The sequence below is a fragment of the Comamonas thiooxydans genome (assembly GCF_000964545.1).
Lineage (GTDB): Bacteria > Pseudomonadota > Gammaproteobacteria > Burkholderiales > Burkholderiaceae_C > Comamonas > Comamonas thiooxydans.
The window spans coordinates 328,707-354,756 of record NZ_BBVD01000007.1; the positions used below are offsets into that span (position 1 = coordinate 328,707).

The window sequence follows — 26,050 nt, forward strand, 5'->3', positions numbered from 1 at the left end:
AACACGCTCTTAACCCTTGAGCGTTTGTTCCAGCACATGCAGCTGCTGGTTCAACTCGGTGTTGGTCTGGCGCTCGCCCGCAATCTTGCGTACGGCGTGCAGCACCGTGGTGTGGTCGCGGCCGCCGAACAGCTCGCCGATCTCGGGCAGGCTTTTTTGCGTCAGCTCCTTGGCCAGGTACATGGCAATCTGGCGCGGCCGGGCAATGCTGGCCGGACGCTTCTTGCTATACATGTCGGCCACCTTGATCTTGTAGTAGTCGGCCACCGTCTTCTGGATGTTTTCCACAGAAATCTGGCGGTTCTGAATACTGAGCAGATCGCGCAGCGCCTCGCGGGCCAGCTGGATCGACACTTCCTTCTGGTTGAAGCGCGAATAGGCCAGGATCTTGCGCAGCGCGCCTTCGAGCTCACGCACGTTGGAGCGCACGTTCTTGGCCACGAAGAAGGCAACTTCCTCGGGCATGTCGGCGTTCTCGGCACGGGCCTTGTTGATCAGAATCGCCACGCGCATTTCCAGCTCGGGCGGCTCGATGGCCACCGTCAGGCCGGAGTCGAAGCGCGAGACCAGGCGCTCGTGAATATTGGCCAGACCCTTGGGGTAGGTGTCGGACGTCATCACGATATGGCTCTTCTTGGCCAGCAGGGCCTCGAAGGCATTGAAGAATTCTTCCTGCGTACGGTCCTTGTTGGCGAAGAACTGCACATCGTCGATCAGCAGCAGGTCGAGCGAGTGGTAGCGTTCCTTGAACTCGTCGAAGGTGCGGCGCTGGTAGGCCTTGACCACATCCGAGACGAACTGCTCGGCGTGGATGTAGAGAATCTTGGCGTCGGGCTTGTCCTTGAGCAGCTGGTTACCCACAGCATGCACCAGGTGGGTCTTACCGAGACCGACACCGCCATAGATGAACAGCGGGTTGTAGAGATGACCGGGCGAGCCTGCCACATGCATGGCGGCCGAGCGCGCCATGCGGTTGGCCGTACCTTCGACCAGCGTCTCGAAGGTGAGAGCCGGGTTCAATCGGGTGCGGAAAACCGGTGCGCTGGCCTCTTCGCTGGTGACGGTAGGCACGGCGACATTGTGCGTTTGCGGTGCAGCCTGCTGAGTCGATGAAGGAGGGCGCACATAAGTACGAACAACGCTTTCCCGCTGAGCAAGTGCTAACTCAAGAGTGACGGGTTGGCCGTAGAGCGACTCCAGCATGGCCGAGATGCGGCCCGCATACTGGGCACGGATCCAGTCCAGCTTGAAGCGGTTGGCCACATAGACGGTGACCTTGGAAAAATCTTCTGCAACGAGTGCCGTCAGCGGCTTGATCCAGGTGTTGAATTGCTGCTCTGGCAGCTCCTGACCCAGTTGCTCAACGCAGACTTGCCACAGGGCCTGGCCTGCATCATTGGTTGGTTCCTCTGTCATTGTCAAAAGTCTAATTGTGGATAGGAGGAACAGTTGCGGGGTTGGTATTGTAGCTTTTGCGGAAGTTATCCACAAAATATCAGAAGGCTGTCCCCGACTCCGGTGCGTTATAGGCTGCACATCCTAATAGATTGGCCGCCTGCTGTTTGTAAAGAATCTCTGGGCTGCGCAGGTGCTTGACGGGATACCCCGTGAGTCCTTAGCAAATTCAAGGGTCATTGCATCAAAGGCGCAACGCTGTGATAATCCCCGGTTTCCCTGAATGTGTTCAGGGTGATATGAGCCGGGCGCCTTTTTTGTGCGCGCGCGCCCAGTTGCTTTAGCGCTGTGGCGGGTGCTTTGTTCCGTTTGTTGCCTTCTGGTCCGATGACATGCACGGCATGTGAAAAAATATCGGGTTTGGCGGTGACAGTGTGCGGCGCAAAACCGGAATGGTCGGGCGCAGACATGGCGCCTTGCCGACGCAAATACTGAACCTTCTCAAGGAACCAACATGAAACGTACTTACCAACCTTCCAAGATCCGCCGCGCCCGTACCCACGGTTTCCTGGTCCGCATGAAGACCAAGGGTGGCCGTGCCGTGATCAACGCACGTCGCGCCAAGGGCCGCAAGCGTCTGGCCGTCTAAGGCCGGCGTTGGCTAGCGGTCTGCTCATTCGCTGCGCTGAAGGCCTCTGAACGGAGGCTCTCCTATGCAAAGGCTGAAAACGCGTCCGCAATTCCAGGCCACCATGTCCGCGGGCACGATTGCCCGTACCCCGCACTTCGCCCTGCATCGCATGGAGCTGGTGGCCGAGGTTCCCGACATGGTTGCCAACCCCAGGACAGGGCCCGGATCGAACGATCCGCAGGCCCTGTTTGGCATTGGTGCCGTGCGCAAGCAGGCCTGGCTGGGTGCCATGGTGCCCAAGCGCTGGGCACGCCGCTCGGTCACGCGCCACACCATCAAGCGCCAGATCTACGCGGTGTCCTCGGAGTACGAAGACGCCCTGCTGTGTGCTTCCTATGTGGTGCGCCTGCGCTCGGGGTTTGACCGTAAGCAATTCGTCAGTGCAACTTCGGATCAGCTCAAGGCAGCGGTCCGCAAGGAACTGCAACAGCTTTTTGCGACCGGGGCGCGCCGCCTGACGCAGGCCCGTCAGACCGCCGAGGCGGAGGTGGATTTGAAGAAGAATTCACCTCAAGCCATTGATGGTAAAGCGCAAGAAGCTACTGATTTGATAGCGAATCAGCCGGAGAACCAGCCATGATGCAGCGACTGCTCATGGCTGTAGTGCGTGGCTACAGGCTGCTGCTCAGTCCCTGGCTGGGCTCGGCCTGTCGCTTCGAGCCGACCTGCTCGGCCTATTCCCTTCAAGCGCTGGAGCAACACGGCGCTGCGGTAGGCTCTTATCTGACGGTGCGCCGGCTGGCGCGTTGTCATCCGTGGTGTGACGGAGGGCATGATCCCGTGCCACAGCAAAAGCCCAGGCTGTTTTCCTTTCTGGACGATGCCTCGGACTCTTCCGCGACCACCCAACCTTCCTCACCTAAGAAGTCTTCATGAACGATATTCGCCGCACCATACTGTGGGTGATATTTGGCTTTTCCATGGTTTTGCTCTGGGACAAGTGGCAAATCCATAACGGCAAAAAGCCCACCTTCTTCCCATCGCCGCAGACGGTCAGCGCGCCTGCTGCGGCCGATGTCAAGCCTGCTGACGTCAGCGTGCCCCAGCCCGCGGCAGCAGCTTCTGCCGGCGATGTGCCCGGTGCCGCCAATGCCGCGGCTCAGCCCGCAGCAGCCGTGACGCCCCGTCAGGACGTGATCGTGGGCAGCGATGTGATGCGTCTGACCTTCGATAGCGAAGGTGGCACGCTGAAAGCTTCCGAGCTGCTCAAGTACTCCGACACCGTGGATGACAAGAAGCTCATGCAGGTGTTCGAGGAAAACGCCAAGCGTGTGTATCTGGGTCAGACCGGCCTGATCGGCGGCAACTTCCCCACGCACAAGACTCCCATGACCGTGATGCCCGGCGAGCGCGAGCTCAAGGACGGTCAGGACAGCGTGCAAGTGCGCTTCGAGTCGGCCGACCAGGGTGGCGTGAAGCTGGTCAAGACCTTCACGCTCAAGCGCGGCTCCTATGCCGTCGATGTGCAGCACGATGTGGTCAACACCGGCTCTGCCGCCGTGAACCCCCAGCTGTACATGCAGCTGGTGCGCGACGGCAACAAGCCCGAGCATGAGTCCACGTTCTACTCCACCTTCACTGGCCCGGCCGTCTATACCGAAGCCAAGAAGTACCACAAGGTCGAGTTCAAGGACATCGAGAACGGCAAGGCCGAAGTCGACAAGGCATCCTCCAATGGCTATGTGGCCATGGTGCAGCACTACTTCGCCAGCGCCTGGCTGCTGGCCGACGGCATCCAGCGTGACAACTTCGTGCGCAAGGTGGGTGACAACCTCTACGCCGTGGGCATGATCACGCCCGTGGGCACCGTGGAGCCCGGCCAGACCAAGACCGTGAGCTCGCGCCTGTTCTCCGGCCCTCAGGTCGAGCCCATGCTGGAAAAGCTCTCGCCCGGTCTGGAACTGGTCAAGGACTATGGCTGGCTGACGATTCTGGCCAAGCCGCTGTACTGGCTGCTGTCCGAGCTGCACAAGTTCATCGGCAACTGGGGCTGGTCCATCGTGGCCCTGGTGGTGCTGCTGAAGATTGCCTTCTACTGGCTCAACGCCAAGGCTTACTCCTCGATGGCCAAGATGAAGGCCATCAACCCCCGCATTCAGGAAATGCGCGAGCGTCTGAAGGACAAGCCCCAGCAGATGCAGCAGGAGATGATGCGCATCTACCGCGAGGAGAAGGTCAACCCCATGGGCGGCTGCCTGCCCATCGTTATTCAGATCCCTGTCTTCATGGCTCTGTACTGGGTGCTGCAATCCAGCGTGGAAATTCGCAACGCGCCCTGGATTGGCTGGATTCATGACCTTTCGGTGCCGGATCCCTTCTTCATCCTGCCGCTGCTGATGACTCTGTCCTCGCTGCTGCAGACCGCCCTGAACCCTGCTCCTCCTGACCCCATGCAGGCCAAGATGATGTGGATCATGCCGCTGATGTTCAGCGTGATGTTCTTCTTCTTCCCCTCGGGTCTGGTGCTGTACTGGCTGACGAACAACATTCTGTCGATCGCTCAGCAGTGGATCATCAACAAGCGCATGGGCGTGCCGCCTCAGTTCAACCTGCCGAAGTTCGGCAAGGCTGCCGAAGGCAAGTAAGCACGGCGCCAGCGCCAGCAAAAACGCCACCTGAAAAGGTGGCGTTTTTTTATGCCCGCTTGAGTAGTGCAGCGGGCCTGCCGGCCGCTTTACTTGCCAATGCAGAAGCTGGAGAAGATCACCCCCAGCAGGTCGTCGGAGCTGAATTCGCCGGTAATAGAGTTCAGCGACAGCTGGGCCAGGCGCAGCTCCTCGGCCAGCAGGTCCAGATGGGCGGATTGAGCGGCCAGTTGCTCGTCGGCCATCTCCAGATGGGCATCCACGGCCTGCAGGGCTTCCACATGGCGGGCGCGGGCCAGGTACAGGCCTTCGGGGGCGGATTGCCAGCCCGCCACTTCCAGCAGGCGCTTGCGCAGCGCATCCAGGCCATCGCCGGTACGGGCCGACAAGGCGATCTGCTCGGTATTCAGCTGGGCGGTGTGGCGGGACTGCACGTCGGCAGCCGCCATATCGGTCTTGTTCCAGACATGGATGACCGGTACCTGCGCGGGCAGCTTGTCCTGCAGGGTGTGGGCGATATCGGCATCGGCTGCCGCATAGTCGGCCTGTTCCACGCGGGTCAGGTCGTGCAGGAAGAGCACGGCATCGGCCGCTGCAATCTCGTCCCAGGCGCGTGCAATGCCGATGCGCTCCACCTCGTCATCGCTGTCACGCAGGCCTGCGGTGTCGATCACATGCAGGGGCACGCCCTCGATCTGAATCGTCTGCTGCACCTTGTCGCGCGTGGTTCCGGCAATGGGGGTGACAATGGCCAGCTCGGCGCCCGCCAGCGCGTTGAGCAGCGAGCTTTTGCCCGCATTGGGCTGGCCGGCAATCACCACCTTGATGCCCTCGCGCAGCAGCGCGCCCTGATGGGCGCGTGCCAGCACGGCAGTGACCTGGGCGCGCAGGCGCTCCAGCTGGCCAAAGGCATCGGCCTTCTGCAGAAAGTCGATTTCCTCCTCGGGGAAGTCCAGTGTGGCCTCCACCAGCATGCGCAGATGCACCAGGGCATCGCGCAGCACATGGATTTCCTGCGAAAACGCGCCGGACAGCGAACGGCTGGCACTGCGCGCGGCGGCTTCGGTGCTGGCATCGATGAGGTCGGCAATCGCCTCGGCCTGGGCCAGGTCGATCTTGTCGTTGAGAAAAGCACGCTCGGTGAACTCGCCGGGCTGGGCCAGGCGCAGCCCAGTCAGCACCGGCTTGCCGTCTTCATTGGCGCTCTGTGCTGCTTCCAGACAGCGTGCCAGCAGCAACTGCAGCACCACGGGGCCGCCATGGGCCTGCAGTTCCAGCACATCCTCGCCCGTGTAGCTGTGCGGGCCGGGAAAGTAGATGGCCAGGCCATGGTCTATGGGCGAGCCGCCCGCGTCCCTGAAGGGCAGATAAGTCGCTTCGCGCGGTTTCAGCTCCTTGCCGCAAAGCGTCCGTACCAGCGCAGCAATGCCTTTGCCGGAGACCCGAACAATGCCCACGGCACCACGCCCCGGAGCGGTGGCAATGGCGGCAATCGGGTCGTTGTGGCGGGGCAGCATGGGCGGACTTTCGGTCGAGAAGAGAAGCCGCGAATCATAGCCCTGCGGGTCAAGTCCTAGAAAGTCAGTGGTGAGCGCTGCTTGGGCGGCTATTTAACAAAAGAAGTATTTCATACAATCGTCACAAATCTGTCACGAAATATGAATATATCTGCCTTTGCAATGAGACTGGGCTCTCTAATCGCCTGGATATTGCTTTTTTCACCTCCGTTTCTCATTCGCTCATATGGAAAAGAAGTGGGCTACACGCTGTTGGCCGCGCTGTTCTTCTATCCTTTGGCGCTGTCCCGAAAGTCTCTGGCGATCTGTATTCCACTTCTGATTTTTATCGGCGCTGCGAATATTTTTCATGCCCAGTTTTTGGGAAACATGATCGATGAGTTTTCCCTTGCCACGCTGCTGCGCACCGAAGCTCATGAGGCTGCCGAGTTCCTGAACTCCATCAATCGCCAGATGATTCTTGTCGTGCTGTGCTGGCTGGTGGCAAGTTTCGGATGTGGCTACTTTCTCTTTAAAAACTGCAAGGCTGGAGCAGCTCCATTTCAGAAATGGGAGAAAAGAATACTGCTGGGCATAGGATTGCTCTGGACCAGTTTTTTTGCCTTTGGCATGACTCAGCAGTTCACCGTCAATGACTATGTGCATAAACTGCGTCATATCTACCCCATGCATATGGCCAAGGCTGCAGTGCGTTATGGCGATCTGGAAAAAGAGGTTTTCTATCAGCCGACACTGCCTGCCAGGCCAAGTGCATCTCAGGCGAACACCTTGGTAGTGATTATTGGTGAGAGTGCCAGCAGCCATCGCTGGTCACTATTGGGCTATCAGGAAGACGATACCAATCAGTCACTGAGGCAGGTTTCCGGTTTGCGTACCTACAAGGTCATGGCTCATGGCTTCAACACGGCAAAGGCACTGCCCTATATTTTGACGGGGCAGTCTGCTTTCGACAGCCAGAAAAATGCCTCGCCTTCGTTCCTGGATTTGGCTCGGCATGCTGGCTACAAGACCTTTGTCTTTTCCAACTCCAGATTCAATGACAAGAGCGAGGATATGTACTCGCAGATATTGCGTCGCTCTGCGGATGTCTATGCCAAGGTGGGCAATGGGGCACATGACGAAGTGATGACGACTTGGCTGGAGAAGTCGCTGGCGGATGAAGCGTCACATAAGCTAGTGGTTCTTCATACCTATGGCAGTCATCCCGATATCTCCCAGCGCTACCCTCGTTCCCGCTATGAGGGCGCAGATGCATACGATAACTCGATTCGCTATACCTCGGACCTGCTCGCCGACTGGATTCGCATGCTGGATGAAGCGTCTGACGCGCCCAGCGCGCTGCTTTACGTGTCTGATCATGGCCTTGGAGTTCCTCCTTGTGTGGACAGCCCTCGCCAGGGCAATGATCAGTCAGTGCTGGAGGTGCCACTGGCATATTGGGCGAACGAGACAATGAGGAGTCTACAAGGGAGTGAAGAGGTGGCGATCTCTGAAAGTCCTATGGCACATAGCACGACTCTGGCGCCCGAGATATTGATTGCAGCTCAGGGATACGAAGCCAGCACGGCGATGCCGCATTTGCAGGACAGCCGGAAGCTGCATTTCGATGGCGTGCCTTATGCCGAGCTCTATCGCGACGATGCCTGCACGCCCTGAGGTGCAAAATCTCCATGTGTTATGCATTGTTCGCATAATGTTATGATTTTGTTTGCATTGTTATTGAACAGTCATGGCTGTTTGACCTTAAACGCCGAGCTGCACCCCCTCTTTTTTTGATAGCACTCGGCCTACAATCCAAAATCCGATTTCATCGTCCGCAGGAGCGCAGGGGCCGGGCTGTGTGCCCATAGAGAGTCCTTACTGCGGATGACTTACTTTGCGAGCTGGAGACCGCTGATGTCCGACACCAAGCCCATTACCTCGATTGATAAACGTGCGTTGCTGCGTCAGGCGGCACTGGAGTATCACGAGTTCCCCAAGCCCGGCAAGGTGGCCATCACGGCAACCAAGCCCATGGCCAATCAGCATGATCTGGCCCTGGCCTACTCACCCGGCGTGGCTGCGCCCTGCGAGGAAATCGTCAAGGACCCCGCTGCGGCCTTCAAATACACCAGCCGCGGCAACCTGGTGGGCGTGATCTCCAACGGCACGGCAGTGCTGGGCCTGGGCGACATCGGTGCGCTGGCCTCCAAGCCCGTGATGGAGGGCAAGGGCGTACTGTTCAAGAAGTTCGCCGGCGTCGATGTGTTCGATATCGAGATCGACGAGAAGGATCCGCAAAAGCTGGTCGACGTGATTGCTGCGCTGGAGCCCACCTTCGGCGCCATCAACCTTGAAGACATCAAGGCGCCCGAGTGCTTCTTCGTGGAGCGCGAGCTGCGCAAGCGCATGAACATTCCCGTCTTCCACGACGACCAGCACGGCACGGCCATCACCGTGGCAGCGGCCATGGTCAACGCGCTCAAGGTCGCGGGCAAGAAGATCGAAGAGGTCAAGCTGGTGGCTTCGGGCGCCGGCGCCGCGGCTCTGGCCTGCCTGAACCTGCTGCTGGAAGTGGGTCTGAAGCGCGAGAACGTGTTCGTGACCGACATTGCCGGCGTGGTCTATGAGGGCCGTACCGAGCTGATGGATCCGGACAAGGCGCTGTTTGCCCAGAAGACCGAGCTGCGCACGCTGGGTGAGGTGATCGAGGGCGCCGACGCCTTCCTGGGCCTGTCCGCCGGCAACGTGCTCAAGCAGGACATGGTCAAGAAGATGGCGGCCAGGCCCATCATCTTCGCGCTGGCCAACCCCAACCCGGAAATCATTCCTGAAGATGTGAAGGCGGTGCGCGACGACGCCATCATCGCCACGGGCCGCACGGACTACCCCAACCAGGTCAACAACGTCCTGTGCTTCCCCTACATCTTCCGTGGCGCGCTGGACTGCGGTGCGACCACCATCACCACCTCGATGGAGATCGCCTGCGTGCACGCGATTGCCGCGCTGGCCCAGGCCGAGCAGTCCGAAGAAGTGGCAGCCGCCTATGTGGGCGAAGTGCTGAGCTTCGGCCCCGAGTACCTGATTCCCAAGCCCTTCGATCCGCGCCTGATGCTGATCGTGGCGCCAGCCGTGGCCCAGGCTGCGGCCGAAGCTGGTGTGGCCAAGCGCCCCATCCAGGACATGGATGCCTATCGCGAGCATCTGAAGACCTTTGTATACGCCTCCGGCACCATGATGAAGCCCATCGTGCACGCCGCCAAGAAGGCCACCAAGAAGCGCGTGGCCTATGCCGAGGGCGAGGAAGAGCGCATCCTGCGCGCGGCCCAGATCGTGGTGGACGAACGCATTGCCCGCCCGACACTGATCGGCCGCCCCGCCATCATTGCCCAGCGCATCGAGAAGTTCGGCCTGCGCATGAAGGAAGGCGCCGACTACGACGTGGTCAACGTCGAGCATGACGAGCGCTACCGCGACTTCTGGCAGAGCTATCACCGCATGACGGAGCGCAAGGGCATCACCGCGCCCATCGCCAAGATCGAAATGCGCCGCCGCCTGACGCTGATCGGCTCCATGCTGCTGCACAAGGGCGAGGTCGACGGCCTGATCTGCGGCACCTGGAACAACACCAATGTGCACCTGAACTACATCGATCAGGTCATCGGCAAGCGCAGCGGCGTGGCCACCTATGCCTGCATGAACGGCCTGCTGCTGCCCGAGCGCCAGGTGTTCCTGGTGGACACCCACGTCAACTACGACCCCACGGCCGAGCAACTGGCCGAGATCACCATCATGGCCGCCGAGGAAATGATGCGCTTCGGCATCAAGCCCAAGGCTGCGCTGCTGAGCCACTCCAACTTCGGCTCCAGCAACCAGCCCAGCGCCGTCAAGATGCGCCAGACCCTGGAGCTGCTGCGCGAGCAGGCGCCATGGCTGGAAGTGGATGGCGAAATGCACGGCGATGTGGCCCTGGACGGCAAGGCCCGCGCCAAGCTCATGCCCAACAGCACGCTGCTGGGTGATGCCAACCTGCTGGTGTCGCCCAACATCGACGCCGCCAACATCAGCTACAACCTGCTCAAGCAGGCTGCCGGCGGCGGCATTGCCGTGGGCCCGGTGCTGCTGGGTGCGGCCAAGCCCGTGCATGTGCTGACGCCCAGCACCACGGTACGCCGTATCGTGAACATGACGGCGCTGACCGTGGCCGACGCCAACGTCAGCCGTTAATTACGCGGTAAAAACAAAAGCCCGCCGTGCTCCATGCACGGCGGGCTTTTCTGTGCCTGCGGCGGGGCCTACCAGGTGCGGCTGACGCCTGTGTCCACCGTGCCAAAGATTTCCACGCTGCTGGAGCCGCTGGAGCTGGAGGAGGCCGGCATGGTGCCGGAGCAGGCCGTCAGCGCCAGCGTGGCGGCTGCTGCGGCCAGGGTGAGCCATTTGCGCATCTGCATTTCCTTGTCCGCATCCATTGCGGCTTATGGCCCATGGTAGCGGGCCGAAGATACCCTGCCGTAACAGCTTGTTATGCCTGAAATTGGTATGAAACCAATTCAGGATAAGCATTGGCAGCTATCAAATTTGATCAGGTCTCCAGATACAGCTCGGCCAGCCGCTCGCGTGCAGCACCGTCTATACCCAGAACCTGGGTCAGATAGCGGTCCACGCTGCCATGCTGGGCGCGCACCACATCGACCGAGGCCATCAGGTAGGACGGCTGCACGCGCCACAGCGCGTCCAGAGCCTCTTCGGACAGCTGGCCGTACATCTGGGCGGGGCGTCTGAAGTATTGATTGGTCAGCAGATAGTCTTCCATGATCTGCTCCTCGTCCACACCCAGCGCCGTCAGCAGCAGGGCAGCGGCCCAGCCCGTGCGGTCCTTGCCGGCCGTGCAGTGAAAGACCAGCGGCGCATCGCTGAGCTGCAGCAGCGCGAGGAACTGTGCAAAGCGATTGCCGTACACGTTCACAAAGCTGCGGTAGGTGTCATGCATCAGCTCCTCGGTATCGCGGCTGCTGAGGTTGCGGCCCTGCTCCATCATGGACTGGGCGCGCTGCACTACCGTGGGCTCGACGACCAGGGCATGGCGTTCGATCCTGGGCCAGTCATAGGAGAGATGCGCGCTTTCGCCTTCGCCGCGAAAGTCCGCGCTGCGGTGGATGCCCAGCTTTTGCAGCTGTTCCAGATCCTGCTGCGTCAGATGCGCCAGATGGGCGGAGCGGTACAGCTTGCCCCATTGCAGGCGGCGGCCGTCCAGGCCCCGATATCCGCCCAGATCACGGAAATTGGAGGCTCCCGAGAGGGAGACTTGGCGCGCTGGGCGCTCCGTCAGCAGGTCGTGGTTCAGTTGCATATCACTGCTTATAGCGGATTGCAAAGACCCGTCCATGTCATCCGTGTTACCCAGCGGCGGCGCATGCATCGTCGGCCCCGACGAAAAGCGCCGCCTGCCTTTGACCTCAGTGGCTGGTCGTGCTGCCGCGCAGCATGTGCTTGAGCAGCTTGCCGGTCGCGGTGCGCGGCAGCGTGTCACGGACTTCGAAGATGCGCGGAATCTTGTAGCGAGCCAGCCTGGTTTCCATGAACTGGCGCAGATCTTCATGGACCAGCGTCTTGCCAGGCTTCAGGGTCAGCACCGCCACCACGGTCTCGCCCCATTCGGGATGAGGGCGGCCGATGACGGCCACGTCCTGCACATCGGAGTGGGTGCAGAGCACGTCTTCCACTTCCTTGGAGTAGACGTTCTCGCCGCCGGTGACGATCATGTCCTTGAGTCTGTCCACGATGTAGAGATAGCCGTCCTCGTCCACGCGCGCCAGGTCGCCGCTGCGATACCAGCCCTGGTCGTCCAGCACGGCGGCCGTGGCCTCGGGGTTGTCCAGATAGCCTTGCATCATGGCCGCAGAGCGCAGGCAGATCTCGCCCACTTCGCCGGGGTCGCACAGGCCGCCGTCCTGACGGCGCACTTCCAGTTCAACGCCGGGTATGGCGCAGCGACCTATGGAGCCCGCCTTGGCCACGGCCTCTTCGGGGTAGAGCACGGTGCCCAGAGGGCCTGATTCGGTCATGCCATAGACCTGCATGAAGCGGTCGCTGCGATAGACCTGAGCCAGCTTGCGTGCCATGTCCGCGCCCAGCGGGCCGCCGCCGTAGGCCCACAATCGCATGGCGCTGAAGTCGTAGCTGGCCACATCGGGCACCACGGACAGCGGTGCCAGAAAGGCAATCGGTGCGCCAAAGGTGAAACTGATGCACTCGCGCTCCAGCGTTTCCAGAAACTCCCTGGGCGCATATTCGCGCATCAGTACAGCGGTGCCGCCCATGAGCAAAGTGCCCAGGAACCAGTTGTTCAGCGGCGACGAGTGCCAGATGGGCATGGCGATCAGCGTGCGCTCCGTGGGCGCCAGCGAGGTGGCCGCCGCTGCACACAGGGCGGCATGGAAGACATTGGCATGGCTGTGCAGGCAGCCCTTGGGCTGGCCCGTGGTGCCGGAGGTGTAGAGAATCTCGGCCAGAGCGTGTGGCGCAGGTCGGCCATGCTCGTCGCCGCAGGGCGCAGCCTGCGCCAGCAGCTCATCGAAGCAGTCCACGCCTTCGGCGGCAGAAGCTGTGCTCAGCCACTGCATGTCGGCCGGCGGCTGTGGTTCGGCCTGGATGGCGGCGATCAGCGAGGCGCGCGCACCATCCACCAGACATAGGCGGGCACCCGAGTGACGCAGTATGTAGCTGACTTCCGGGGCCTGCAGCTTGTGGTTGATGGGCACGACGACCGCGCCCAGCCGCCAGGCGCCAAGCAGCGCAAACACAAAGCCCGGGGTGTTGAAGCACAGCAGGCCTAGCTTGTCGCCCTGGCGCACGCCTTGCTCATAAAGCACGGTGGCGGCTCGGCGGCCGGCCTGCGCCAGCGCGGCATAGCTCCAGTCCTGACCGTCGGCGCGCAGCGCCAGTTTTTCGGGGCGAGTGCGTGCCTGCTGGTCAAGCAGGGAAATGAAATTCATCATTGCTGGCGTCCTCCTCAGCCAGTCCAGGCATTGCGCAGCAGGGCGGCTGGGTCGCTGCTGCCGCAGGCAACACCTGCCACCGGGCCCCAGTCCGGGTCGAAGCGGCTGCCGATGAAGGCCGAGGCACTGTCGCTGCCCGCATGCTGCAGCATCAGTGTGGCTTGCACCGTGGTGGCCAGGCGCTGGGTGAAGCGGCGCGCTTCGCGCTCCAGATCCTGCGGGGGTAGGGTGACGGCCTCGCGCAGCTTGTCCACCTGCGCACGCAGCACGGCGTCCTCTGAGCCGACTTCACGCAGATGGTCCAGCAGCAGATGGGCGTCGTCCGGATTGCGGGCAATGGCGCGCAGCACATCCAGGCACATGACGTTGCCCGACCCCTCCCAGATGGAGTTGACGGGTGCTTCGCGGAACAAGCGCCCCATGGGGCCGGTCTCCACATAGCCGTTGCCGCCGAAGACTTCCATGGCTTCGCCGGTGTAGCCCACGGCACGCTTGCAGTTCCAGAATTTGGCGGCAGGCGTGACGATGCGGCGCCAGGCCTGATCCAGAGGGTCTTCGGAGCCAAAGCGTGCGGCCAGATCCATGGCCAGCCAGGTGGCGGCTTCGGATTCCAATGCCATATCGGCCAGCAGGCCGGTCATCACCGGCTGCTCTACAAGGGGCAGGCCGAAGGCATGGCGGTTGTGCGTGTAGTGCAGGGCCTGCACCAGGGCCTGGCGCATGAAGCCTGCACTGGACAGCGCACAGTCCAGGCGGGTGTAGGTGGCCATTTCGATGATGGTGGAAATGCCCCGGCCTTCCTGGCCTATGAGCACGCCCCAGGCGTTGTCGAACTCCACTTCGCTGCTGCTGTTGGAGCGGTTGCCCACCTTGTCCTTGAGGCGCTGGATATGAATGGCGTTCTTGCTGCCGTCGGGCCGCCAGCGTGGCACGAAAAAGCAGGTGGGGCCGCGCTCCTCGGTCTTGGCCAGCACCAGATGCCCGTCGCACATGGGGGCCGAGAAGAACCACTTGTGGCCGGTGATCAGGTATTCCTCGCCCCAAGGGCCGCTGTTGCCCGATGGGTTCAGGGCCACGGCACGTGTGGTGTTGCTGCGCACATCGCTGCCGCCCTGGCGCTCCGTCATGCCCATGCCCACGGTGATGGAACGCTTGCCCTCGGCGGGGATGTCGCGCGCGTCGTAGTCAGTGGATTCCAGCAGCGGCCCCAGCACCGCATTGAGTTGCGGGTTGATGCGCACCAGCGGAATGCTGGCCTTGGTCATGGTCGTCGGGCAGGTCGAGCCGGACTCGATCTGGCTGTGCATGAACAGCGATGCGCCATAGGCGGCCCAGGCCGTTGGCCGCTTGTCGGTGAAGGGCAGGTTGGAGATGCCGTTGCGCCGTGCAATCGTCATCATCTGGTGCCATGCGGGATGAAAGCGCACTTGGTCGATACGGTCGCCCGAGGGCGAATGCGTGTGCAGTTCGGGCTCGAAGTGATTGGCTTCTTCTGCGGCGCGCAGCGTGGCTTCGGCGCCGTATTCCGCGCCCTGGCGTTGCAGCTCCGGGTCGCGCCACTGTGCGCCGCCGCGTGTCACGGCACGCTGCAGCACCGGGTCGCTGGTGTAGACGTTGTAGTCCTTGAGCTCCGGAGCCTGGTTATGGGGATGGATGCCAGTCATGATGTCTCTTCCTTGCTATGTGACCCTGCCCGCAGCAGGGCGCAGGGCTTTGTGATTTCTATGTCATGCGCAACTGGCGGTCAGGGGCCGCCAGGGTGCGGGTTCAGGATGGCCGCTTCATCTTGCAGCTGGTGTCCAGGCTGGCCGCCTGTGCGGAAACCGTGCTCACGGGCTTCCATCCCAGGCCCGTTCCTTCCTGGTCATGCACCACGGCCTTGCCGTCCACTTTTTCCCAGCTCAGCACATGGATGGGTTGCTGGGCCTGGTGGTCGCTCTTGCGCATTTCCACGGGGCCGTTGATGCCCTCGAAGCGCATGCCCGACATCCTGGCCGCGACGGCGGCAGGTTCCACGGACTTGGTCTCGCGAATGGCCTGGGCCAGCATCAGCATGGCGTTGTGGCCCAGGCCGTTGATGAAGTCCTCGTTGAACTGGCGCTTGAAGCCCGGCAGCAGCGGGTTGCTGGCCAGTGGCTCAGAGTTGGGGCTGAAGGCCGAGATCAGCTTGACCCTGCCTTGCCCTGCTGCCCCCATGGCGCTGGGAACGCCGAAGTTGTTGCCGTTGAGGGTATAGAAGTCCGTGCTCAAGCCAGCTTCGCGCGCAGCCCGCACGATCAGCGCCAGATCGGCACCGAAGTCCGCAGTGATGACGGCATCGGCCCCGGATTGCTTGATCTTGGCGATATAGGGGGAGTAATCCTTGACCTGGCCCAGCGGGTGGAAGTCATCGCCCACGATCTTCAGGTCGGGGTGCTTGGCCGCCAGCATGCTGCGTGCGGCGCGCGAGACTTCCTGGCCATAGGCATAGTTGGGGTTGAGCAGAAAGACCTGCTTCACCTGCTTTTGCCCGGCCAGATAGGAGGTCAGCGCGGCCACCTTCATGTCCGAGTTCGCATCGGTGCGGAAGTGCCAGTAGCTGCACCTGGCATTGGTCATCTGCGGTGCCTGGGCAGCATAGTTGAGATAGATGATTTCCTTGCCGGGGTTGCGGCTGTTGTGCTTTTCGATGGCTTCCTGCAGTGCCAGGCCCACGGCCGAGGAGCTGGCACCCTGCACCACATAGCGGATGTTCTGTCCGATGATGGAGTTGAGCTGGCTCAGCGCCTCCTGTGCGGAGAGGCGGTTGTCGAAGGGCACGACCTCGAACTTCACGGCACCGGCCCAGCTTTGCTCGTTGGCAAGCTTGGCGCTGTACTGGAAGCTCTTGAGTATGTTCAGGCCCAGCCCCGCCATGGGGCCGCTCATGGCATCCAGCGAGGCAATCTTCACCACCGTGGCCGGCTGCGCGTGAACGAGTGATGCGCAGGCCAGAGCCACTGCCGCCAGGGGAGTGGAAATACGAGGGTGCATGCTTGTCTCCGTCCTCTCATAGGAATTTTTTATTCGCCAGGCCGCAATGCACAATGGCATCGAGGTACCTGTCAAAAATTCTAGGAAACCGTGCAAAAAAGGTGTTCGGATTTGGCCAGCATGAAACCACGCACTCCTTCGACCGCGACAGCAGGGCGTCGCCGCCCTTTGCAGTCCCGCGCGCGGCAGACGTTTCAGGCCCTGCAGGACGCCTTTGTTCGGCTTTTGCTTGAGCGCAGTTACGCGGAAATCACCGTGCGCGAGATCGTCCTGGTGGCGGGCACCGGGCTGGGCAGCTTCTACGAGTACTTCTCGGGCAAGGAAGATCTGGCCAAGGTCTGCCTGCATCTGCGCTCCAAGTCGCTGCTGCTGGGCATTCGCGGCGTGACCGGCAGTCATTCGGGCCAGCCGCTGATGCAGATTGCCGAGGCGGTGATCGAGTCACAGCTGCAGGCGCACCGCGAGCGGGCAGATGAATGGGGTGCCCACTATCTGCTGGAGCGCCACTACTCCACTTCCGAGGCCTACCGCAAGATGTTCGAACGCTTTGTGGATGCCTGGGCCGCAGCCATAGAGCAGGCCGTCGATCTGCCCCCGGACTACCCGGTGCGCGATGCTGCACGGGTGAGCCAGTGCATTCTGTACGGCCTGTTCAATCACAGCTATCTGGCCGCCGATGCACCGCCGGATCTGGACTTGCTGCGCCAGCGCGCCAACACGGCCATATCCGGTTATCTGAACGCCTTGCGCTGCGCTGCCTGAAATGAAAAAGACCGCCAGCGGCAAGCCGCGGCGGTCCTCGTTGGTCATTGCGGCAGGGCTGGCGATCAGCTCACATGCTTGCCCACAATGCCGGCCAGCTCGAACATGCTGATCTGCTCCTTGCCGAACACCGGCTTGAGCTTGGCGTCGGCGTTGATGGCGCGCTTGTCCTTGGCGTCCTGCAGGCCGTTGGCCTTGATGTAGTCCCAGAGCTTTTTGATCACGTCGGGGCGCGAGGTGGGTTCGCTGCCGATCACGGCGGCCAGGTCGGCGCTGGGCTTGAGCGTGGCGCTCACGGTGCGGGGCTTCTTCACCGCTGCGGTCTTGGTCGCTGTCTTGGCGGCGGTCTTCTTGGCTGCCGTGCCTGTCTTCTTGGCGGCAGCTGTCGTGGTTTTGGCCGCCGCTGCGCCGGCAGTCTTGCGTGCCGGGTACTTGCCTTCGCGCTGCTCGAACTCGAAGTTCACCTTGCCCGCAGCACCATCCCAGACCAGGAAGGCCTTGAAGTTGCGGCGCGTGCGGTTGGAGACGAACTTCTCCAGCAGATCGGTCTTGCCGGTCTGCAGCAGCTTGCTCATCTGCTCGCGTTCGATGGGCTGCTGCAGAATGATCTGACCGCTCTTGAAGTCGCAGCTGGGCGTGGTCTGGGCCAGCGTGGGCACGGCCTTGGAGCAGACATAGTTGGCGCCATGCTCGAAGACGGGCGAGCCGCACTTGGGACAGGGGCCCAGGCTTTGCTGGTGGGCAAAGTCCACGATCTCGCCCGTGTCCTCGGAGTCCTTGTCGTCGCCGAAGTCGAATTCCAGCTTGAAGTTGCTGTTTTCCTCGTCACGCACGATGGCGACCTCGGCCACGAACGGCCAGCCGGCCTTGGAGCGGAAGCCCTCCAGCGGGCCGATGCGGCGCTCGCGCAGCAGCTGCTCGGCCTCGGCCGTCTCGAAGGTGCGGCCGGCCGGCGACTTGGTGAACGAGAAGCCGCAGCCTTCGCTGGCACCATTGGCGCCCGTGCAGGCATAGCGGCGGTAGTTCTCCTTGACTACGCCGCCGCAGTTGGGGCAGGGCGTGGAGAGCGTCGCGTAGTCGCCGGGAATGGTGTCGCGGTCGTATTCCTTGGCCTTCTTGACCAGCTTCTCGGTCATGGCCTGGATCTGCTGCATGAAGGCTTCGCGCGAGAGCTGGCCTTTTTCCATCTGCGACAGCTTGAATTCCCATTCGCCGGTCAGGTCGGCGCGGCACAGCTCCTCGACTTCCAGGCCGCGCAGCAGCGTCATCAGCTGGAAGGCCTTGGCCGTGGGGATCAGCTCGCGGCCTTCGCGCAGCATGTACTTTTCCGTCAGCAGGCCTTCGATGATGGCCGCGCGCGTGGCTGGCGTGCCCAGGCCTTTTTCCTGCATGGCTTCACGCAGCTCGTCGTCGTCGATCTGCTTGCCGGCGCTTTCCATGGCGCCCAGCAGCGTGGCTTCGGAGTAGCGTGCCGGCGGCTTGGTCTTGAGGCCCTTGACATCGGCGTGGTGGGTGCGCGGCTGCTCGCCGGGCTGCACGGCCACCAGGGGCTGGCCCTTGTCGCCTTCCTTGGCGTCCTCCACCTCGTTGGCGGCTTCCTTGCCGTAGATGGCCAGCCAGCCCGGCTTGACCAGCACCTTGCCCTCGGTCTTGAAGCTGTGCTGTTCCACCTTGCTGATGCGTGTGGTGACCTGGTATTCGGCGCTGGGGAAGAACACGGCCATGAAGCGGCGCACGACCAGGTCGTACAGCTTCTGTTCGGCTTCCGACAGGCCCGAAGGGGCCTGCGTGGTCGGGATGATGGCAAAGTGATCCGACACCTTGCTGTTGTCGAAGACGCGCTTGGTGGGGCGGATGTAGTTGTCGTTGATGGCCTGCTGGGCAAAGGGCGCCAGATGTCGCATGCCGCTGGTGGCCAGCATGTCGAAGGTCTGGCGTGCCACGGGCAGATAGTCCTCGGGCAGGGCGCGCGAGTCGGTACGTGGGTAGGTCAGGGCCTTGTGGCGCTCGTACAGGCTTTGCGCCAGCGCCAGCGTGGTCTTGGCCGAGAAGCCGAACTTGCCGTTGGCCTCGCGCTGCAGGCTGGTCAGGTCGAACAGCAGGGGCGAAGCCTGGGTGGTGGGCTTGCTTTCCTCGGTCACCTGGGCCGGCTTGCCCTGCACGGCGGCGGCAATCGCTTCGGCATCGGCCTTGTTCCACAGGCGGTCGGCCTTGGCCTCGGCATCGTCCGATTTCTTCCACTGCGGGTTGAACCACTTGCCCAGGTACTGGCCGGCCTGGGCGTCGAAAGTGCCGTGCACTTCCCAGTAGTCGCGGCTGACGAATTTGCGGATCTTTTCCTCGCGCTCCACCACCAGGGACAGGGTGGGTGTCTGCACGCGGCCCACGGTGGTCAGGAAGAAGCCGCCGTCGCGCGAGTTGAAGGCCGTCATGGCGCGCGTGCCGTTGATGCCCACCAGCCAGTCGGCTTCGGAGCGGCTGCGCGCGGCGCTGGCCAGGCCCTGCATCTGGGCATCGCTGCGCAGATTGTTGAAGCCGTCGCGAATCGCCTGCGGCGTCATGGACTGCAGCCACAGGCGCTTGACGGGTTTGCCCAGGCCGCCCTTGGCGCCGCCCGCGTATTGCTCGATCAGGCGGAAGATCAGCTCACCCTCGCGGCCCGCGTCACAGGCGTTGATGAGTTCGGTCACATCCTTGCGCTTGGCCTGCTTGACCACGGCGTTCAGGCGGGTCTTGGTCTTGTCCACGGGCTTGAGGTCGAAGCGCGGGGGGATGACCGGCAGATTGGCAAAACTCCATTTGCCGCGCTTGACATCGAATTCTTCGGGCGCCTGAATCTCCACCAGGTGGCCGACCGCACTGGTCACCACATAGCTGTCGGATTCGAAGTAGTCATCGTGTTTTTCGAACTTGCCTGCCACCGGGGTCAGCGCACGGACGATGTCCTGTGCGACAGAAGGCTTCTCTGCAATCACCAGGGTTTTAGTCATTGTGTGTTCTCGTCGTCATTAACCACCTGAACCCGAATCGAAACTCAGGCTCATACAATTCGCTTCTCACGCGCGCGCATGCGCACATGTGTGCATATTCAAAGTATCAGAGAAAACATGCCCCGCACATCACTGGCCTCTTCAACGGGCCGACGCATCCAGACCCGGCGCTCCGGCGTTCATGGCAAAGGCGTTTTCGCCGCGCAGGATATTGCGGAAGGCGAAACCATTATTGAGTACGTGGGTGAAGTGATTGACTGGCAGGAGGCGCAGGACCGTCATCCGCATGATCCCAGCCAGCCCAATCACACTTTTTACTTTCAGGTCGACGATGAGCGGGTGATAGATGCCACGCACAAGGGCAATTCCTCGCGCTGGATCAACCACAGCTGCGCGCCCAACTGCTACACCGACGAGATCGACGGTCGCGTCTATATCGTGGCGCTGCGCAATATTGCAGCGGGCGAAGAACTGAACTACGACTATGGCCTGATGGTGGAGGAGCGCTATACGGCCAAGCTCAAGGCTGAATATGCCTGCTACTGCGGCGCTGCGAACTGCCGCGGCACCATGCTGGCGCCGAAAAGGGGCTGGAAACCGCCGATGCCTCACGGCACCCCCTGAGCGGCTTTGCCGCTTCCCCCTCTCTCGCTTCGCGGGAGGGGGACGACGCCATCGCCGCGAGGCGGCTCTTTCTCGGCGTCTCTGAGTTGGAGCATGCCTTGTTCAAGGCGTGCTAGCTGCATAGAAATTTTGGATAAAGAAAAATGACTCAGCCGATTCACTGGAATGCCGAAGCCTTGTGGGAAGCCATTGCACCGCAGTTGCCGGGCTTTACGGTCGAGGTGCTGCCGACCATCGACTCCTCAAATACCGAACTCATGCGCCGCGCACGCGACGGGCTGACGGATCCGGTGCTGTTGATTGCCGAGCAGCAAACCCAGGGCCGAGGCCGCCTGGGCCGCAACTGGGTCAGCGGCGTCGGTGATTCGCTGATGTTCTCGCTGGGCCTGCCGCTGGCACCGCGCGACTGGTCGGGGCTGTCGCTGGCAGTGGGCGTGAGCGTGGCCGAGAGCCTGCAGCCCCAGCTTCCCGCAGCGGGGGCCGCGCCCAAGATCGGCATCAAATGGCCCAACGATCTGTGGCTGGAGGGCGACCGCAAGCTGGCCGGCATTCTGATCGAGACCGCCAGCTTTGTCGGCGGCCAACAGCACGATATGACGGCTCCGCGCTATGTGGTGATCGGTATCGGCATCAATGTGCGTCCCCGTCCCGGTGACGGCATGCGCACGGCCCCGGCCTGCCTGCAGGAGCTTGATGCCGCACTGGATGCGCCTACGGCCCTGGCCTGCATATTGCCCAACCTGGTGGCCGAGGTGCAGAGCTTTGCCCGGCATGGCTTTGCCCCGCTGATGCAGCGCTTTGCCCAGCGCGACCTGCTGGCCGGACGCGAGGTGAATCTGAGCGACGGCACGAGCGGCATGGCTCAGGGTGTGGCTGCCGATGGCGGCTTTCTGGTGCGTACAGCGACCGGGCTGCAAGCCGTGACCAGTTCTGAAATCAGCGTGCGTCCGGCTGGCAGCCCGCTGCAGGCTTGAAATGAAGCACCTCCTGAGGCGCTTTGCGCCTTCCTCCTCTCTCTACGCGCTGCGCGCCAGGGGAGAAGGACGCAGCCCTCGCTGCGGGGCGGCGGGGCCGCCCAGGCCCTTGCTCGGCTGCCCGCGAGCGGCTGCAGCCCATGGATAACTGATGTGAGAAACCTATGCTGAGAATCGTTTTCCTGCTCTTGCTGCTGGGCAACGCGGGTTACTACATGTGGAGCCACGGCTATCTGGCCGGCATGGGGCTGGCGCCGGAGTTGCAGTCCGAGCCGCAGCGCCTTCAGGAGCAGATCAGGCCGGATGCCCTGGTGCTGCAGCAGCCCGAAGCGGCACAAGCTCCGGCTTTTGAACCGGCAAAGACTATGGAGCCCGAAGCGCCTGCGGTGGACGACAGCGCGCCGCCCGCCGCTCCCGAAAGCAAGTCGGATGGCAAGCCCGAAGCTGCAACCGTCGCGGCCAGGGAAACCAAGGACGCCAAGGACACAAAGGATGCCAAGACCGCCATCAAGGAGCCCGAGGCCTGCTATCAGGCCAACGGCATCGAAGAGGGACAGGCCGACAGCATTCGCCGTGCGCTGGCGGGCAAGTCCAAGAGCGATTGGGAGCTGGTGGCCAGCCATCAGGGCGGGCGCTGGATGGTCTATATGGGCAAGTTCCCGGACGCCGAATTCATGGACCGCAAGCGCGGCGAGTTGCGCCTGATGAATATCGACTTCGACCGCGCCGGCGGCAGCTTCGAGCCCGGTCTGTCGCTGGGGCGTTTTTCGACGGAAGAAGCCGCCCAGCGCCAGCTGGCGACTTTCGCGCGCCAGGGCGTGCGCACCGCGCGAGTGGTGCAGGAGCGCCCCGATGTGACGACCTATGCGCTGCGTCTGCCCAAGGCCACGCCGACCTTGCGCAACGAAGTGGCGGCGCTGGCTGGCAAGAATCTGGTGCCCAAGGCCTTGCAGGCCTGTGCCAAGTAATTTTCGTAGCTGCTATCGCAAAAAAGGCCTGCATTTGCAGGCCTTTTGTATTGGAAAACCAGTTGCGACAAGCGCAACCAGCTCCTGTTTTTAGTCCAGATGAATATTGGCGACGGCGGCCAGCTTCTTCATCTTGGCCACTTCGCTGGCGATCTGCTTGGTGAAGTCGGCGCTCGATGTGCCCGAGGGGTACAGGCCTTGAGCAGCCATGCGCTGCTTGACGGCGGGGTCCTTGAGTGCGGCAATGATGGCTTTTTGCACACGTTCCACTTGTGCGGCGGGCGTGTTCTTGGGGGCCACCAGGCCGAACCAGGAAGGCTCGTTCAGGTCGGGGTGACCGGCCTGCGCATAGGTCTGCACATCGGGCAGCACGTCCAGACGTTCATGCCAGGACACGGCCAGGGCGCGCACCTTGCCCGACTTGATATGGGGCAGGGACGAGTTCACCTGATCGAAGTACACGGGAACCTGGTTGCCCAGCACGTCGTTGATGGCAGGAGCCGAGCCACGGTAGGGGATGTGGTGCATTTCGGTGCCCGTGCTCTTGAGGAACTGGGCGCCCCACATATGGCCGATGGTGCCGTTGCCGGGGGTGGCATAGGACACCTTGCCGGGGTTGGCCTTGAGGTAGGCCACAAACTCGGCAAAAGTCTTCACGGGAATCAGCTTGGGGTTGATCACCAGCACGCCGGGGGCCTTGACGATCTCGGTCACGCCCACGAAGTCGTTGATCGCGTCGTAAGGCAGCTTCTTGAACACGGCGGGGTTCACACCATGGGTGGACAGGGTGGCAATACCGAACGTCACGCCATCGGTGGCGCGAGCCACTTCTGCCATGCCGATGGAGCCGCCGGCGCCGGCCTTGTTTTCAATCACCACGGCCTGGCCGCCCAGCAGCTTGATCAGCACGTCCTGCATATTGCGGGGCACCATGTCGGTGGGGCCGCCAGCGGGGAAGGGCACGACGATGCGCAGAGGACGCGATGTGTCCTGCGCCATGCTCATGCCGGAGAAAGAAGAAGCGGCTGCGGCAGCAGCGGCGGTGTAGATGAATTGACGTCGTTGCATCAAAAAGCTCCCAGGATCCAGTGATTCCAAATTGCTGTCTTGCGGAGCGCAAATAGCGACTCTTCAGACAACCCATGATCGAATTGATTCTAGGGTAAGCGAGAACTTGCCAAATACGCAGTTTCCGATATTCGTATCGGGGCAAACGGGCGCAAAGCCAAGCCTGGCGCGGCTTCTCAGTCTTGACTGGCACCGAATTGGTGCATTTCTAGGTTGCGCTTCACTGCTGTCCAGGCATGGCCTTGAAGCGCACGGTAAACAGCGCCCCCGGCGGGGTATGGCCGGGCCTGGCATCCTGCAGCAGCACTTGCGCGCCGTGCTGACGGGCGATTTCCATGACGATGGGCAGGCCCAGACCGGAGCCGTCGGCTTCGGAGCCCAGCGCCCGGTAAAAGGGCTGGAAGATCAGTTCGCGCTCGCCCAGCGGCACGCCGGGGCCTGAATCCTCGACCTGCAGCAGCAGAATCTGGCCGAAATGATCGGCCTGCACGCGCACGGTGACCACGCCTGGCTGTTCGCTGGTCGATGGCGTGTAGTTGATGGCGTTGTCCACCAGATTGCGCACCAGCTCGGCCAGCAGCGTGGCATTGCCGTTGAGCCAGACACCGGGCGTGCTGGCGCTGGCACCCTCGTAGCCCAGGTCTATGTGCTTGTCCATGGCGCGCGGCAGGCAGTCCTGCACCACGTCGGTGACGATGCGCACGAGGTTGCAGCCCTGCATGGCGGGCACGGCGCTCTCGGCCCGTGCCAGTGCCAGCAGCTGGTTGACAGTATGGGTGGCACGCATGCTTGAGCGGCCGATCTGCGCCAGCGAGCGCTTCAGGTCTTCGGTATTCGTGCCCTCGCGCTGGGCCAGGTCGGCCTGCATGCGCAGGCCCGCCAGCGGGGTCTTGAGCTGGTGGGCCGCGTCGGCCAGAAAACGTTTTTGCGTGGCGATGGAGTCATGCAGGCGCTGCAGCAGATCGTTGACCGAATCGACCAGCGGCACCACCTCCAGGGGCACATCCTTGTGATTGATGGGCGAGAGATCCTCGGGCTTGCGCGCGCGGATGCGCTCCTCCAGCCGGTGCAGCGGCTTGATGCCGCGCGCCAGCGCCAGCCAGACCAGCAGGGCGGCCAGCGGCAGGATGACGAACTGCGGCAGCATCACGCCCTTGATGATTTCCGTGGCCAGCACGCTGCGCTTTTCGCGTGTTTCCGCGACCTGCACCAGGGCGTTGGGCTCGCCGGGCAGCGGCATGCGCACCCAGATATAGGCCACGCGCAGGTCAATGCCCTTGTATTCCTCATCGCGCAGCAGCACCGAGCCGGTGGGCGTGTCCTCGTCGACGGAGGGCGGGCGCGGCAGGTCGCGCTCGCCGGCCAGATATTCGCCCCTGGTGCCGCTGACCTGGAAGAACACCGTGTCCGATTCATCGGCGCGCAGGATCTCGCTGGCCGACTGAGGCAGATTGAACTGCACCTTGCCGCGCTGCACGATGACCAGCTGAGCCAGGGCCTGGGCGTTGTACTCCAGCGCGCGATCGAAGGGCTTGTTGGCCAGACCCTGGGCCACCAGCCAGGTCAGCGCCAGGCTCACGGGCCAGAGCAGCAGCAGCGGCGTGAGCATCCAGTCGAGGATCTCGCCAAAGAGGGATCGCTGCTCACGCTGAAAAATTTTCATGCTTGTAAAACTGGCGTATTCCAACTCAGGGATGGCCAGCAAGGGCCGCCCCGCAGCAAAGGCCATCGTCCCCCTCAGGGGGAGGCGGCGGGGGCCGCCTAGGCAAAGCCGCTCAGGGGGGGGCTATCTTTTCCAGGCAGTAACCGAGGCCACGCACGGTGGCGATGCGGATCGGGCCTTTCTCGATTTTCTTGCGCAGGCGGTGGATATAGACCTCGATGGCGTTGTTGCTCACCTCTTCGCCCCATTCGCACAGGCGCTCCACCAGTTGGTCCTTGCTGACCAGGCGGCCCGCGCGCTGCAGCAGCACCTCCAGCAGGCCCAGCTCGCGCGCCGACAGCTCCACCATCTTGCCGTCTATGGTGGCGACCCGGCCGGTCTGGTCATAGACCAGCGGGCCATGCTTGATGGTGGAGCTGGCGCCACCCATGCCGCGACGCGTGAGGGCGCGCACGCGCGCTTCCAGCTCGGACAGCGCAAACGGCTTGGCCATGTAGTCGTCGGCACCATAGTCCAGGCCCTGTACGCGCTCTTCGATCGAATCGGCGGCCGTGAGAATCAGCACCGGCAGCGCATCGCCGCGCCCGCGCAGGCGCTTGAGCACTTCCAGGCCGTGCACCTTTGGCAGGCCCAGATCGAGAATCAGCAAATCGAATTCGCTGCTGGTCAGCAAGGCCGTATCGGCCTCGCTGCCGTTGGCCACATGGCTGACGACGGCGCCCGAGCTGCGCAGCGTGCGCAGCAGGCCATCCGCCAGCACCTGGTCGTCTTCGGCAATCAGTATGCGCATGTGTGTCTCCTGCTTGTTATGTGTGCCTGTTTGC

22 protein-coding genes are annotated in these 26,050 nt (G+C 62.5%); 10 read left to right on the forward strand and 12 right to left on the reverse strand.

What is annotated here, in order from left to right; all coding sequences use genetic code 11:
• Positions 1-9: 9 nt before the first annotated feature.
• Positions 10-1,416, reverse strand: coding sequence for a chromosomal replication initiator protein DnaA (gene dnaA / locus Cth01_RS12175; RefSeq protein WP_003064795.1), 1,407 nt, complete (start codon positions 1,414-1,416; stop codon positions 10-12).
• A gap of 215 nt (positions 1,417-1,631) precedes the next feature.
• Positions 1,632-1,865 (reverse strand): hypothetical protein, encoded by a 234-nt coding sequence (locus tag Cth01_RS12180; RefSeq protein WP_034382419.1) that lies wholly within the window; start codon positions 1,863-1,865, stop codon positions 1,632-1,634.
• A 44-nt stretch (positions 1,866-1,909) separates the two neighbouring features.
• Between Cth01_RS12180 and rpmH the strand changes: the two genes are divergently transcribed.
• The 4 genes from rpmH to yidC all read left to right on the forward strand — a co-directional run bounded on the left by rpmH (position 1,910) and on the right by yidC (position 4,671).
• Entirely contained in the window at positions 1,910-2,044 is a 135-nt protein-coding gene (gene rpmH / locus Cth01_RS12185) for a 50S ribosomal protein L34 (protein ID WP_003060014.1), read from the forward strand.
• Positions 2,045-2,108: 64 nt separating this feature from the next.
• Positions 2,109-2,666, forward strand: coding sequence for a ribonuclease P protein component (locus tag Cth01_RS12190; RefSeq protein ID WP_045839321.1), 558 nt, complete (start codon positions 2,109-2,111; stop codon positions 2,664-2,666).
• Complete coding sequence (yidD, locus tag Cth01_RS12195) at positions 2,663-2,962, forward strand: membrane protein insertion efficiency factor YidD (RefSeq protein WP_003064792.1); 300 nt, start codon at positions 2,663-2,665, stop codon at positions 2,960-2,962. The genes Cth01_RS12190 and yidD overlap by 4 nt, the downstream gene beginning before the upstream one ends.
• The gene (gene yidC / locus Cth01_RS12200; protein WP_012840382.1) at positions 2,959-4,671 is read left to right on the forward strand and encodes a membrane protein insertase YidC; all 1,713 of its coding nucleotides are present in this window, start codon (positions 2,959-2,961) and stop codon (positions 4,669-4,671) included. Before yidD ends, yidC begins: the two co-directional genes overlap by 4 nt.
• An 89-nt stretch (positions 4,672-4,760) precedes the next feature.
• On the opposite strand, the gene mnmE is transcribed toward yidC, so the two are convergent.
• Entirely contained in the window at positions 4,761-6,188 is a 1,428-nt protein-coding gene (gene mnmE, locus Cth01_RS12205) for a tRNA uridine-5-carboxymethylaminomethyl(34) synthesis GTPase MnmE (RefSeq protein WP_045839322.1), read from the reverse strand.
• Between the two features lie 141 nt (positions 6,189-6,329).
• Here mnmE and Cth01_RS12210 point away from each other — a divergent pair, with 141 nt between their 5' ends.
• Both Cth01_RS12210 and Cth01_RS12215 read left to right on the forward strand, forming a co-directional pair.
• Complete coding sequence (locus tag Cth01_RS12210) at positions 6,330-7,844, forward strand: sulfatase-like hydrolase/transferase (protein WP_233425160.1); 1,515 nt, start codon at positions 6,330-6,332, stop codon at positions 7,842-7,844.
• A 240-nt stretch (positions 7,845-8,084) separates the two neighbouring features.
• Positions 8,085-10,394: an NADP-dependent malic enzyme gene (locus tag Cth01_RS12215; RefSeq protein ID WP_012840379.1), complete on the forward strand. Its 2,310-nt coding sequence runs from the start codon at positions 8,085-8,087 to the stop codon at positions 10,392-10,394.
• A gap of 68 nt (positions 10,395-10,462) precedes the next feature.
• On the opposite strand, the gene Cth01_RS24005 is transcribed toward Cth01_RS12215, so the two are convergent.
• The 5 genes from Cth01_RS24005 to Cth01_RS12235 all read right to left on the reverse strand — a co-directional run bounded on the left by Cth01_RS24005 (position 10,463) and on the right by Cth01_RS12235 (position 16,177).
• Positions 10,463-10,636: a hypothetical protein gene (locus Cth01_RS24005; protein ID WP_169749766.1), complete on the reverse strand. Its 174-nt coding sequence runs from the start codon at positions 10,634-10,636 to the stop codon at positions 10,463-10,465.
• A 113-nt stretch (positions 10,637-10,749) separates the two neighbouring features.
• Positions 10,750-11,517, reverse strand: a complete 768-nt coding sequence (locus Cth01_RS12220) for a tyrosine-protein phosphatase (RefSeq protein WP_034351093.1) — start codon at positions 11,515-11,517, stop codon at positions 10,750-10,752.
• Between the two features lie 106 nt (positions 11,518-11,623).
• Positions 11,624-13,162, reverse strand: a complete 1,539-nt coding sequence (locus Cth01_RS12225) for a class I adenylate-forming enzyme family protein (RefSeq protein WP_045839421.1) — start codon at positions 13,160-13,162, stop codon at positions 11,624-11,626.
• Between the two features lie 17 nt (positions 13,163-13,179).
• Positions 13,180-14,829: an acyl-CoA dehydrogenase family protein gene (locus Cth01_RS12230; protein WP_045839324.1), complete on the reverse strand. Its 1,650-nt coding sequence runs from the start codon at positions 14,827-14,829 to the stop codon at positions 13,180-13,182.
• 103 nt (positions 14,830-14,932) lie between these two features.
• Entirely contained in the window at positions 14,933-16,177 is a 1,245-nt protein-coding gene (locus tag Cth01_RS12235) for a branched-chain amino acid ABC transporter substrate-binding protein (RefSeq protein ID WP_045839325.1), read from the reverse strand.
• Positions 16,178-16,345: 168 nt separating this feature from the next.
• On the opposite strand from Cth01_RS12235, the gene Cth01_RS12240 reads away from it, so the two are divergent.
• Complete coding sequence (locus Cth01_RS12240; RefSeq protein ID WP_012840373.1) at positions 16,346-16,939, forward strand: TetR/AcrR family transcriptional regulator; 594 nt, start codon at positions 16,346-16,348, stop codon at positions 16,937-16,939.
• Between the two features lie 65 nt (positions 16,940-17,004).
• On the opposite strand, the gene Cth01_RS12245 is transcribed toward Cth01_RS12240, so the two are convergent.
• Complete coding sequence (locus tag Cth01_RS12245) at positions 17,005-19,929, reverse strand: DNA topoisomerase III (protein WP_012840372.1); 2,925 nt, start codon at positions 19,927-19,929, stop codon at positions 17,005-17,007.
• A gap of 117 nt (positions 19,930-20,046) precedes the next feature.
• Between Cth01_RS12245 and Cth01_RS12250 the strand changes: the two genes are divergently transcribed.
• The 3 genes from Cth01_RS12250 to Cth01_RS12260 all read left to right on the forward strand — a co-directional run bounded on the left by Cth01_RS12250 (position 20,047) and on the right by Cth01_RS12260 (position 22,495).
• Positions 20,047-20,553: an SET domain-containing protein gene (locus tag Cth01_RS12250; RefSeq protein WP_034351085.1), complete on the forward strand. Its 507-nt coding sequence runs from the start codon at positions 20,047-20,049 to the stop codon at positions 20,551-20,553.
• Positions 20,554-20,696: 143 nt separating this feature from the next.
• Positions 20,697-21,527, forward strand: coding sequence for a biotin--[acetyl-CoA-carboxylase] ligase (locus Cth01_RS12255; RefSeq protein WP_003064764.1), 831 nt, complete (start codon positions 20,697-20,699; stop codon positions 21,525-21,527).
• Between the two features lie 164 nt (positions 21,528-21,691).
• Positions 21,692-22,495: a hypothetical protein gene (locus tag Cth01_RS12260; RefSeq protein ID WP_045839326.1), complete on the forward strand. Its 804-nt coding sequence runs from the start codon at positions 21,692-21,694 to the stop codon at positions 22,493-22,495.
• Positions 22,496-22,585: 90 nt separating this feature from the next.
• Here the strand turns inward: Cth01_RS12260 and Cth01_RS12265 are convergent, their stop codons facing one another.
• The 3 genes from Cth01_RS12265 to Cth01_RS12275 form a co-directional block, all read right to left on the reverse strand.
• Entirely contained in the window at positions 22,586-23,563 is a 978-nt protein-coding gene (locus tag Cth01_RS12265; protein WP_003064761.1) for a Bug family tripartite tricarboxylate transporter substrate binding protein, read from the reverse strand.
• Positions 23,564-23,783: 220 nt separating this feature from the next.
• Positions 23,784-25,226, reverse strand: a complete 1,443-nt coding sequence (locus tag Cth01_RS12270; protein ID WP_003064759.1) for a sensor histidine kinase — start codon at positions 25,224-25,226, stop codon at positions 23,784-23,786.
• A 112-nt stretch (positions 25,227-25,338) separates the two neighbouring features.
• The gene (locus tag Cth01_RS12275) at positions 25,339-26,016 is read right to left on the reverse strand and encodes a response regulator (protein ID WP_003064757.1); all 678 of its coding nucleotides are present in this window, start codon (positions 26,014-26,016) and stop codon (positions 25,339-25,341) included.
• Positions 26,017-26,050: the final 34 nt, after the last annotated feature.

Excerpts from the sequence above, each read along its gene's own strand:
- Cth01_RS12270 (WP_003064759.1), bottom strand. The coding sequence starts at position 25,226 with ATGAAAATTTTTCAGCGTGAGCAGCGATCCCTCTTTGGCGAGATCCTC.
- Cth01_RS12265 (WP_003064761.1), bottom strand. The coding sequence starts at position 23,563 with ATGCAACGACGTCAATTCATCTACACCGCCGCTGCTGCCGCAGCCGCT.
- Cth01_RS12235 (WP_045839325.1), bottom strand. The coding sequence starts at position 16,177 with ATGCACCCTCGTATTTCCACTCCCCTGGCGGCAGTGGCTCTGGCCTGC.
- dnaA (WP_003064795.1), bottom strand. The coding sequence starts at position 1,416 with ATGACAGAGGAACCAACCAATGATGCAGGCCAGGCCCTGTGGCAAGTC.
- Cth01_RS12215 (WP_012840379.1), top strand. The coding sequence starts at position 8,085 with ATGTCCGACACCAAGCCCATTACCTCGATTGATAAACGTGCGTTGCTG.
- Cth01_RS24005 (WP_169749766.1), bottom strand. The coding sequence starts at position 10,636 with ATGGATGCGGACAAGGAAATGCAGATGCGCAAATGGCTCACCCTGGCC.
- Cth01_RS12275 (WP_003064757.1), bottom strand. The coding sequence starts at position 26,016 with ATGCGCATACTGATTGCCGAAGACGACCAGGTGCTGGCGGATGGCCTG.
- yidC (WP_012840382.1), top strand. The coding sequence starts at position 2,959 with ATGAACGATATTCGCCGCACCATACTGTGGGTGATATTTGGCTTTTCC.
- Cth01_RS12230 (WP_045839324.1), bottom strand. The coding sequence starts at position 14,829 with ATGACTGGCATCCATCCCCATAACCAGGCTCCGGAGCTCAAGGACTAC.
- Cth01_RS12250 (WP_034351085.1), top strand. The coding sequence starts at position 20,047 with ATGCCCCGCACATCACTGGCCTCTTCAACGGGCCGACGCATCCAGACC.
- Cth01_RS12190 (WP_045839321.1), top strand. The coding sequence starts at position 2,109 with ATGCAAAGGCTGAAAACGCGTCCGCAATTCCAGGCCACCATGTCCGCG.
- Cth01_RS12210 (WP_233425160.1), top strand. The coding sequence starts at position 6,330 with ATGAATATATCTGCCTTTGCAATGAGACTGGGCTCTCTAATCGCCTGG.
- Cth01_RS12260 (WP_045839326.1), top strand. The coding sequence starts at position 21,692 with ATGCTGAGAATCGTTTTCCTGCTCTTGCTGCTGGGCAACGCGGGTTAC.
- rpmH (WP_003060014.1), top strand. The coding sequence starts at position 1,910 with ATGAAACGTACTTACCAACCTTCCAAGATCCGCCGCGCCCGTACCCAC.
- Cth01_RS12255 (WP_003064764.1), top strand. The coding sequence starts at position 20,697 with ATGACTCAGCCGATTCACTGGAATGCCGAAGCCTTGTGGGAAGCCATT.
- Cth01_RS12225 (WP_045839421.1), bottom strand. The coding sequence starts at position 13,162 with ATGAATTTCATTTCCCTGCTTGACCAGCAGGCACGCACTCGCCCCGAA.
- Cth01_RS12220 (WP_034351093.1), bottom strand. The coding sequence starts at position 11,517 with ATGCAACTGAACCACGACCTGCTGACGGAGCGCCCAGCGCGCCAAGTC.
- Cth01_RS12245 (WP_012840372.1), bottom strand. The coding sequence starts at position 19,929 with ATGACTAAAACCCTGGTGATTGCAGAGAAGCCTTCTGTCGCACAGGAC.
- mnmE (WP_045839322.1), bottom strand. The coding sequence starts at position 6,188 with ATGCTGCCCCGCCACAACGACCCGATTGCCGCCATTGCCACCGCTCCG.
- Cth01_RS12180 (WP_034382419.1), bottom strand. The coding sequence starts at position 1,865 with ATGTCTGCGCCCGACCATTCCGGTTTTGCGCCGCACACTGTCACCGCC.
- yidD (WP_003064792.1), top strand. The coding sequence starts at position 2,663 with ATGATGCAGCGACTGCTCATGGCTGTAGTGCGTGGCTACAGGCTGCTG.